Genomic DNA, 8564 nt, shown 5'->3' with positions numbered 1-8564 from the left:
TCTCACTCCGTACCCCCTTAAAAAACATCACAGCGTAACGTCCCTGTCCGGGAATTGACCCAAAGCGGGGGGGGGGGGGTGGGGCGGGACCACCCCCCCCCCCCCCCCCCCCCCCCCCCCCGCGGTGCTCGTACCGGCCGGTCGGGCCGGTGCTCAGCCGACCAGTACGTGCCCGTCGTCCGCCCGGTGGACGCGCGACCGGCGCAGGTTCTGGACGGCGAAGGTGCGCTGCAGCCAGCGGTCCCGGCCGTCGTAGTGCGGGGTGAACCCCGTCCGCCCGTGCACCGTCACCCGGTTGTCCACGATCGCGAGGTCACCGGGGGTCAGGTAGTGGGTCAGCGCGTGCTCGGCGAACAAGGCCTGCAGCTCCCGCATCGCGGCGTCGGCCCGCCGGGTCAGCGGGTCGGTGGCCGCGAAGTCCACCTGGACGTCCGGGTCCTCGGGTGCGCCGCTCAGCACTGCGTGCGGCTGCGACTCCCCCGGGGGCAGGCCGAACGAGGGCGGTGGGGCGCTGACGAACTCCGGCCGGAACAGCACCTCGCGGCTCTCGTCGCTCAGCAGCCGGGCCACCTGCCGAATGGAGGCCGTCCGCAGCCCGGCCACCCGGTCGTGGTCGGCCCGCAGGCAGAGCAGCAGGACGTAGTCCGGGCGGTGCGGGTGGAAGACGTTCTCGTTGTGGAAGGTCAGCAGCACCGATCCCTCGTTGCCCTGGAACTCCTCGTTGCCGGGCACCGGGATGACGTCGTGCACCATCGCGCCGGACTTCTCCGGCCGGAAGGAGATCGGATCGCCCAGCGCGTTGGTGACGAGCATCAGCGCGGCCGCGGCGACGGTCGCCTCCCGCTGCACCGAACCGCTCACCATCGGCGTCCCGGGGACGAGTGCCGGGTCCACCGGCAGTCCCCGGATCACGAACGCCCCGGCGGGGCCGGAGTCGCGCCGGAAGGCCGCCAGCGACTTCCGCAGCGAGACCGGCAGGTCGTGCCAGCGCCGCCCGGCCTCCCGCAGCCATGCCGCGTCGTCGATCCGGCTGCCGGCCGTCGACAGCAGCGCTCTCGCCACCTCTTCGACCGCCAGCGTGTCGGCTCTGTTCAGGGTCATCCCGTCGGCATGGGTGCCGACCTCGAGGTCCATCGACATCAGTGCACTTCCTTCTGGACTTCTTGACGGTCGGCCATCTCTGTCTGCTGCTTCCCCGTGTCCATCAGGCGGGTGAGCACCTCGGCCACCTCGCCGACGTGCGGCGCGCGCAGGACCCCGAGGTGGTTGCCGGACACCCGGTACACCTCCAGCCCGCCGTCGGCCAGTTCGGCCCACCGGCTGGTGAAGTCGGCGAAGCTGACGCCGATCGCGACCTCGTGCTGGCCGGCGGCCAGCTCGTCACCCGCGAGCAGGTGCAGCTTCCCCGGGTAGGCCCGGTGCCGGTAGTTCAGCCGGGTCTGCAGCAACTCCCGCCAGACCCGCACCCGGGATGGCCAGAAGTCGTCTCCGGGCACCGGCGGATCGATTTCGCCGTCGTCGACGATCACGTTGAGGACGGCGTGCGCCTGCCGCTGGATCTCGTCGACCTCGTCCTCGCCGGCCACGGCGAGCCGGGCCAGCAGGGCCTCGGCCCGCAGGAAGGTGTCCATGAACTCCCGCATGTTCTCGCGCTCGTAGGTGTCCAGCGCCGGGTCCAGCAGGAGGAAGGTGACGTCCTCGCCGGCCTCGTACAGCCGCCGGGCCATCTCGGTGGTGATCTGGCTGCCGCCGCACCAGCCGAGCAGCCGGTACGGGCCGTTCGGTGCGGCCCGGCGCAGCTCGGCGAGGTTGAGTTCGGCGATCTGCTCGATGCTCTCGGGGGCGGGGCACGGGCGGGTCAGCCCGGGCCACTCGAACACGCCCACCGGCTGGTCCTCGTCGAGGTGTTCGGCGAGTTGGGCGAACCAGTGCGCGCTGCCGGGGTGGACGCAGAACAGTGGCGGCCTCGTCCCTTCCCGGCGGAGCCAGACGATCGCGTCCGCGGTCTCCGTCCCGCAGGTCCCCGTGCCTGCCTCCGCGGTCTCGGAATCGGCCACCACCCGGGCCAGTTCGGCCACCGTCCGGTGCCGGTAGAAGTCCTGGAAGGAGAGCCGGATGCCGTGCTCGGTGCGGAGTTTGACGATCACCCGCATCACGGTGAGCGAGTGGCCGCCGAGCTCCACGAAGCTGTCGTCGATCCCGACCCTGGGCAGGCCCAGGGCCTTGGCCCAGGCCCTGGCCAGCACGTTCTCCACCGACGTTCGCGGTGCCCGGTAGCTGCGCGTCGAGGCCGGGCCCGCGAACTCCGGCAGCGCGGCGGCGTCCACCTTGCCGCTCGCGGTCATGGGCAGGTCGTCGAGCACCAGGTAGCCGGACGGCACCAGGTAGGGCGGCAGCGTCCGGGCCAGTTGGGCGGGCAGCCCGGCGGTGTCGATCTCGGCACCCTCGGCCGGCACCAGGTAGGCGACCAGCTCCTTCTCGCCCCCCAGCGTGGTGTGCACCCGGACGGCGACGTCGCGGAGGTCGGCGTGGCCGCGCAGCGCCGCCTCGATCTCGCCCAGCTCGATCCGGTACCCCCGGATCTTCACCTGGTGGTCCACCCGGCCGGCGAACTCCAGCACTCCGTCCTCGCGGTACTTGGCCAAGTCACCCGTCCGGTACAGGCGTTGGCCCGCCTCCGCCGCGTAGGGATCCGGCACGAAGCGCTCGGCGGTCAGCTCTGGGCGTTCGACGTAACCCCGGGCCAGCTGCGCCCCGCCGATGTAGAGCTCGCCCACCACCCCGACCGGGACGAGTTCGAGATTCCGGTCCAGCACCCGCATCGTGGTGTTTGCGAAGGGCCGCCCGATCGGCAGCACACCCGCTTCGAGTTCGGCGGCGGTAGCCTCCAGGTGCGAGCAGCCGACGGTGGTCTCGGTCGGTCCGTACTCGTTGTCGACCACGGTGTCCGGTGCGTGCTCCGCCCAGCTGGAGACCATCTCCCTGGTCAGCTCCTCGCCGCCGGCGATCAGGCGGCCGGCCGCGTGACGGACCGCCTCGGGCGACAGGGACTGGTTGAGCAGGGCCAGGTGCGACGGGGTCAGCTTGAGCAGACCGAAGCCGCCCCGCTCCAACTCGGCGACCAGCGCGTCGATCCCGGGTGTGCCGTCGTCCTCGGTGATGGTCACCGGCTGCCCGGAGAGCAGCGCGGGGAAGAGCGAGGTGACGGGCAGGTCGAAGGCCATCGAGGAGTACAGTGGCGCGCCGGTGCCGCCGAGCGGGGTGTAGCCGCCCAGGCACCAGGAGACGTAGTTGACCAGGTTGCGGTGCTCGATCATCACGCCCTTCGGCGTGCCGGTGGAGCCGGAGGTGTAGACGATGTAGGCGAGGCCGTCCGGGTCCGCCGTCCGGCCGAGGTTCTCCGGCGAGCGGTCGCCGAGCGGCACCTCGCCGTCCAGCAGCAGCACCCGGGCCGGGCCGTCGGCCAGCAGCTCGGCCAACTCGCTCTGGGAGAGCACCAGGGCGGCCCGGGTCTCGGCCAGCAGGGCGGCCAGCCGGGGCGCGGGGTGGCCGGGGTCGAGCGGCAGGTAGGCGGCGCCCGCCTTGAGCACGCCGAGCAGCGCGACCACCAGTTCGGGCCCCCGGCGCAGCAGAACGCCGACCCGGCTCTCCCGGTCGACGCCGAGTGAGCGCAGGTGGCGGGCCAACCGGTTGGCTCGGGAGTTGAGTTCGGTGTAGCTGACGGTGCTGCCGTCGGCGCAGCGCAGGGCGACGGCGTCCGGCGTGCGGCCGACCTGACGCTCGAACAGCTCGTGCAGGCATTCGTACGGATAGCCCGCGTCGGGCCCGGCGGCCAAGGAGAGCAGCCGCTGCGCCTCGGTCTCGTCGAGGGCGGTGCCGCGGGCGTCGCCGGCCGGGTCGGCCGCCATCGCCGCCAGGATCCGGCGGTACGTCCCGGCCAGCCGCTGCCCGTTGGCGCGGCTGATCCGGGCGGGCTGTCCGGAGATGTACAGCACGCCGGGGAAGGTCCAGACGTCAAGCCCGAACTCGTTGGGGCTGACGTCGACCACGTTCGCCGACTCGATCCTGCTGCGGTCCAGGACATGGAAGTCGAGGTAGGTGAAGGCGACTTCGACCAGCGGTGTGCCGGCGCCCCACTCGCGCTGCATCTCCGGCAGCGGGAACCGGCGGTGCGGCCAGGCCGCGACCTCCTCGGCGAAGACCTGGCCGACCAGTTCAGCCCAGGTCGCGCCGGTCAGTTCGACGCCGAGCGGCAGGGTGTTCAGGTGCATGCCGCGCACCGACTCGCCGCCCCTGGTCTCCAGTCGCCCGTTGCAGACCAGACCGGTGTGGAACCGGTGCGAGCCGCTGATCACGCTGAGCGCCTTCAGGTGGGCGGCGAACAGAACGCTCTTGAGTGGGGCCCCGGCGGCGGCGGCCAGTCGGCGCAGCCCGGGCTCCAAGTCCCGGAACGGGACGGTGATCAGGTACGGCAGCTCGCCCGAGCCCGGTGCGGCGGCCCAGCTCTCCGGCAGCTCGACCCGGTCGAACCGGCCGGTCCGGTCCTGCCAGAAGGCGCGGTCCGCCTCGGAGGCCAGCGAGTCCAGCTCCAACGCGATGTGGTCGGCAAAGCGGACGGTGTGGGTGGGGGCGGGGGCGGGTTCACGCCCGTCCCGGATCGCCCGGTAGTCCGCCATCACCTCGGTGATCAGCGAGTGGTGGCTCCAGCCGTCGAGGATGGCGTGGCACTCGATGAACGAGAAGGTCCAACGGTCGTCGGCGGTCAGGTGCACGTGGAAGCGGAGCATCGGCGCCCGGGTGATGTCGAACGGGGCCCTCCGGGTCTCCTCGGTGAACCGCTCGACGGCCTCCGCCGCCCCGGCCTGGCCGAGCGGGCGCAGGTCGTCGAAGCCGACCTCCACCGCGCCGGTGGTGTGCACGAGTTGGAGCGGCTCCTGATAGCCGGAGAGATCGAAGGAGGTGCGCAGGATCTCGTGCCGCCGGGCCAGCAGCGCCGCCGCCGCACGCATCGCGGGGAGCGAGAACGGGGCGTCGTCGGTGAAGGGGAAGAGGGTGATGTTGTGGTAGGGGCTCGTGTCCCGGTCCGAGACCATCTGGTAGACCATGGCGGCCTGCACCATGGACATCGGGTAGGCGTCGGCCAGACCGGTGGGCAGCTTCGCCCGATCCTCCGGCGAGAGCAGCGCGAACGGGGCGACCCGCCGCTCCTCGGGGCTGACCTCGGTGGCCGGCCCGGCCGACTCGGCGTACCGGGCCAGGGTCTCGACGGTCTGGTGCACCAGCAGGTCCTGCACGGTCAGTTCGATCCCGCGCGGGCGCAGCGCGCCCACAACCCGGATGGCCCGGATCGAATCCCCACCGAGGGCGAAGAAGTTGTCCCGCACACCCACCCGGGGCAGGCCGAGCACCTCGGCCCAGCTCTCCGCCATCACCTGCTCGATGGGTGTTCTCGGGGCGATGTGCTCCTCCTCCGCGAGCGCCCGGTGGGCGTCCGGATCGGGCAGCGCCCGGCGGTCGGTCTTCCCGTTGGCGGTCACCGGGAGCACGTCCAGCGGGACGAAGACCGCGGGCACCATGTAGGCGGGCAGCACCCGGCTGAGGTGGTCGCGCAGCTCCGCCACACCGGCCGGCCGGCCTGCCGTGGTGGTGTAGTAGGCGACCAGCCGCGACTCGCGGTCCCCCGGACGGCGATGGGCGAGCACCACACTCTTCTCCACCCCGGGGTGGCCGGTGACGGCCGCCTCGATCTCGCCGGGCTCGATCCGGTAACCGCGGATCTTGACCTGGTCGTCGGCCCGGCCGAGGAACTCCAGGCCACCGTCCACGCCGTAGCGGGCCAGGTCGCCGGTCCGGTACATCCGCGCGCCCGGCACCGTCGCGTACGGGTCCGGGCCGAACCGGTCGGCGGTCAGCGCCGCCCGGCCCAGGTAGCCCCGGGCCAGCCCCGCTCCGGAGACGTGGAGTTGGCCGGGCACGCCGATCGGCACCGGGTTGAGCTCCTCGTCCAGCACGTACACCCGCAGGTCGCCGAGCGGCCGGCCGATCGGGCTGCGGCGGCCGCCCGTGGTCTCGGCTGCACTGACCTGATGGTACGTCACATGCACGGTGGTCTCGGTGATCCCGTACATGTTGACCAGCGCCGGGGTGGTGTCGCCGAAGCGGTCGAACCAGGGCGCCAGCTCGGCCACGTCCAGGGCCTCGCCGCCGAACACCACCTTCCGCAGCGAGAGCGCGTCCGGTGCCGGATCGGCGGCGTTGACGGCCTCGATCAGGCCCCGGAAGGCCGACGGGGTCTGGTTGAGCACGGTGACCCGCTCGGCGACGAGCAGGGCGAGGAAGTCCTGCGGGGAGCGCGAGGTGGCGAACGGCACGACCACGACCCGGCCGCCGTGCAGCAGGGCGCCCCACAGCTCCCAGACCGAGAAGTCGAAGGCGTAGGAGTGGAACAGCGTCCACACGTCGTCGGGGCCGAAGTCGAAGTCGGCCGCGCAGGAGGCCAGCAGGCGCAGCACGTTGCGGTGGGTCACGGGCACGCCCTTGGGGCGGCCGGTGGAGCCCGAGGTGTAGATGACGTAGGCGGTGTGGTCCGGGCCGGCCACGGGCGCCGGGTCGGTGTCCGGCCAGTCGGCCGGATCCGCCTCCGGTGCCACGGTGGTGACACCGTCACCCGGCACCTCGTCCCGGGAGACCACCACGGTCACTGCGGCGTCGTCGAGGATGTAGGCCAGCCGGTCGGCCGGCTGGCCCGGGTCGAGCGGGAGGTACCCGGCGCCGGACTTGAGCACCCCGAGCAGGGCCACCACCAGGTCGAGGCCGCGGTCGAGCCGGACACCGACCAGTGAATCCGGTGCCACGCCGATCGAACGCAGCCGGTGCGCCAGCCGGTTGGCTCTGGCGTTGAGATCGGCGTAGGTCAGCGCCGTGCCGTCGTAGCTCGCCGCGGTGGCGTCCGGGGTGCGCTCGGCCCAGGCCTGGAACGCCTCGGCCAGCGACGGCGCGGTCGGGTAGTCCCGGGCGGCGTCGTGCCGGGCCGTCAGCCGCTCGCGCTCGGCGCCGGTCAGCAGCTCCAGCCCGCTCACCCGGGCGTCCGGGTCGGCGGCGATGCTCGCGAGGAGGCGCAGATAGTGGCCGACCAGCCGCTGCGCGGTCTCCGTGTCGAACAGCGCGGTGGCGTAGTCGAGCCGGCCCGACAGCGAACCGTCCGGGCGGGTGCCCAGGGACAGCCCCAGGTCGTACTTGGCCACGCTCCAGGCGACCGACTCGGGCTCGGCGGCCAGGCCGGCCCGGGCGGCGGGATCCCTGGTCTCCAGCTGGAAGACCGCCTGGAAGATCGGGGTGCGGGACGCGTCGCGCACGGGCGCCAACTCGTCGACCAGCTGCTCGAACGGGGTCTCCTGGTGCTCGTAGGCGTCGAGCGCGGTCGCCCGTACCCGGGCCAGCAGATCCACGAAGGACGGCTCGCCGGAGAGGTCGGTGCGCAGCACCACCATGTTGACGAACAGGCCGATCATCTCGTGCGTGGCCGACTCGTCCCGGCCGGCCAGCGGACTGCCGACCACCACGTCGTGCTGCCCGCTGTAGCGGCCGAGCAGCAGCTGGTAGGCGGCCAGGAAGACCATGAACGGGGTCGCCCCGTGCTGCCGGCCCAGCTGGACCAGGAGCTCGGCCGACTCGGCCGGCACGGTGAAGGCGACACTGGCACCGTCGGTCGAGCGGACGGGCCCGCGCGGGCGGTCGGTGGGCAGCTCCAGCGGCTCCAGACCGGCCAGCGCGCGGCGCCAGTGGTCGAGCTGCTCGGCGAGGCGGGCGCCGGAGAGGCGCTGGCGCTGCCAGACGGCGAAGTCCGCGTACTGCGCCGGCGGCGGGGCCAGCGGGGAAGGCAGACCGGCCGCGAACGCCTGGTAGAGCTGGTCGAGTTCGGTGAGCAGGATCGCCTCCGACCAGCCGTCGAAGGCAATGTGGTGGATCGTCAGCAGCAGCACGTGATCGTCGTCGGCCATCCGCACCAGCAGCGCCCGGAGCGGCTGCTCGGCCGCCAGGTCGAACGGGCGCGCACCGGCCTCGTCCTCCAGCTCGGCCAGCCGGTGCTCGGCCGCCTCCCGGCCGGTGCCGCGCAGGTCGAGAAAGGTGAACGCCGACGGGCCCGGCCCGTCGATCACCTGGACGGGCTCGCCGTCCCCGGTCGCGTACCGGGTGCGCAGCACCTCGTGCCTGGCGACGACCTCGTCCAGCGCGCGCCGCAGCGCTGCCCCGTCCAACTCGCCGCGCAGCCGTAGCCGCAGGGGCATCAGGAACTCGGTGCTGCCGGGCTGGATCTGATCCAGCAGCCAGAGCCGGCGCTGCGCGAACGACAGCGGCAGGGCCTCGCCCCGGGCCACCGGAGTGATCCCGTCGTCCTGCGCCGCCTTCGCCAGGCCCCGCAGGCGCCGCTTCAACAACTCCGCGCGGGAGATCGAGCTCGTGCTCATCCTTCGCCTTCCTGATACCTGCCGTAGATTGACCCCGGACCCGGGCGCACTGACCGAACCCAGGCTGCACACCGGGCGCCAGGCGCCAGCAGGGTC

2 protein-coding genes are annotated in these 8564 nt (G+C 72.8%); both read right to left on the bottom strand.

The features are described 5' to 3' along the window. Nucleotides 1-153 precede the first annotated feature (153 nt). Nucleotides 154-1140, bottom strand: coding sequence for a TauD/TfdA family dioxygenase (locus ACZ45T_RS37030; RefSeq protein WP_468448551.1), 987 nt, complete (start codon nt 1138-1140; stop codon nt 154-156). Next, the gene (locus ACZ45T_RS37025; protein WP_468448550.1) at nt 1140-8468 is read right to left on the bottom strand and encodes an amino acid adenylation domain-containing protein; all 7329 of its coding nucleotides are present in this window, start codon (nt 8466-8468) and stop codon (nt 1140-1142) included. The genes ACZ45T_RS37030 and ACZ45T_RS37025 overlap by 1 nt, the downstream gene beginning before the upstream one ends. Nucleotides 8469-8564: the final 96 nt, after the last annotated feature.

It is taken from the genome of Streptomyces sp. NPDC030995 (assembly GCF_055571215.1).
The sequence above is the reverse complement of the archived record's forward strand: the minus strand, read 5'-3'. Positions and strand labels throughout refer to the sequence as shown.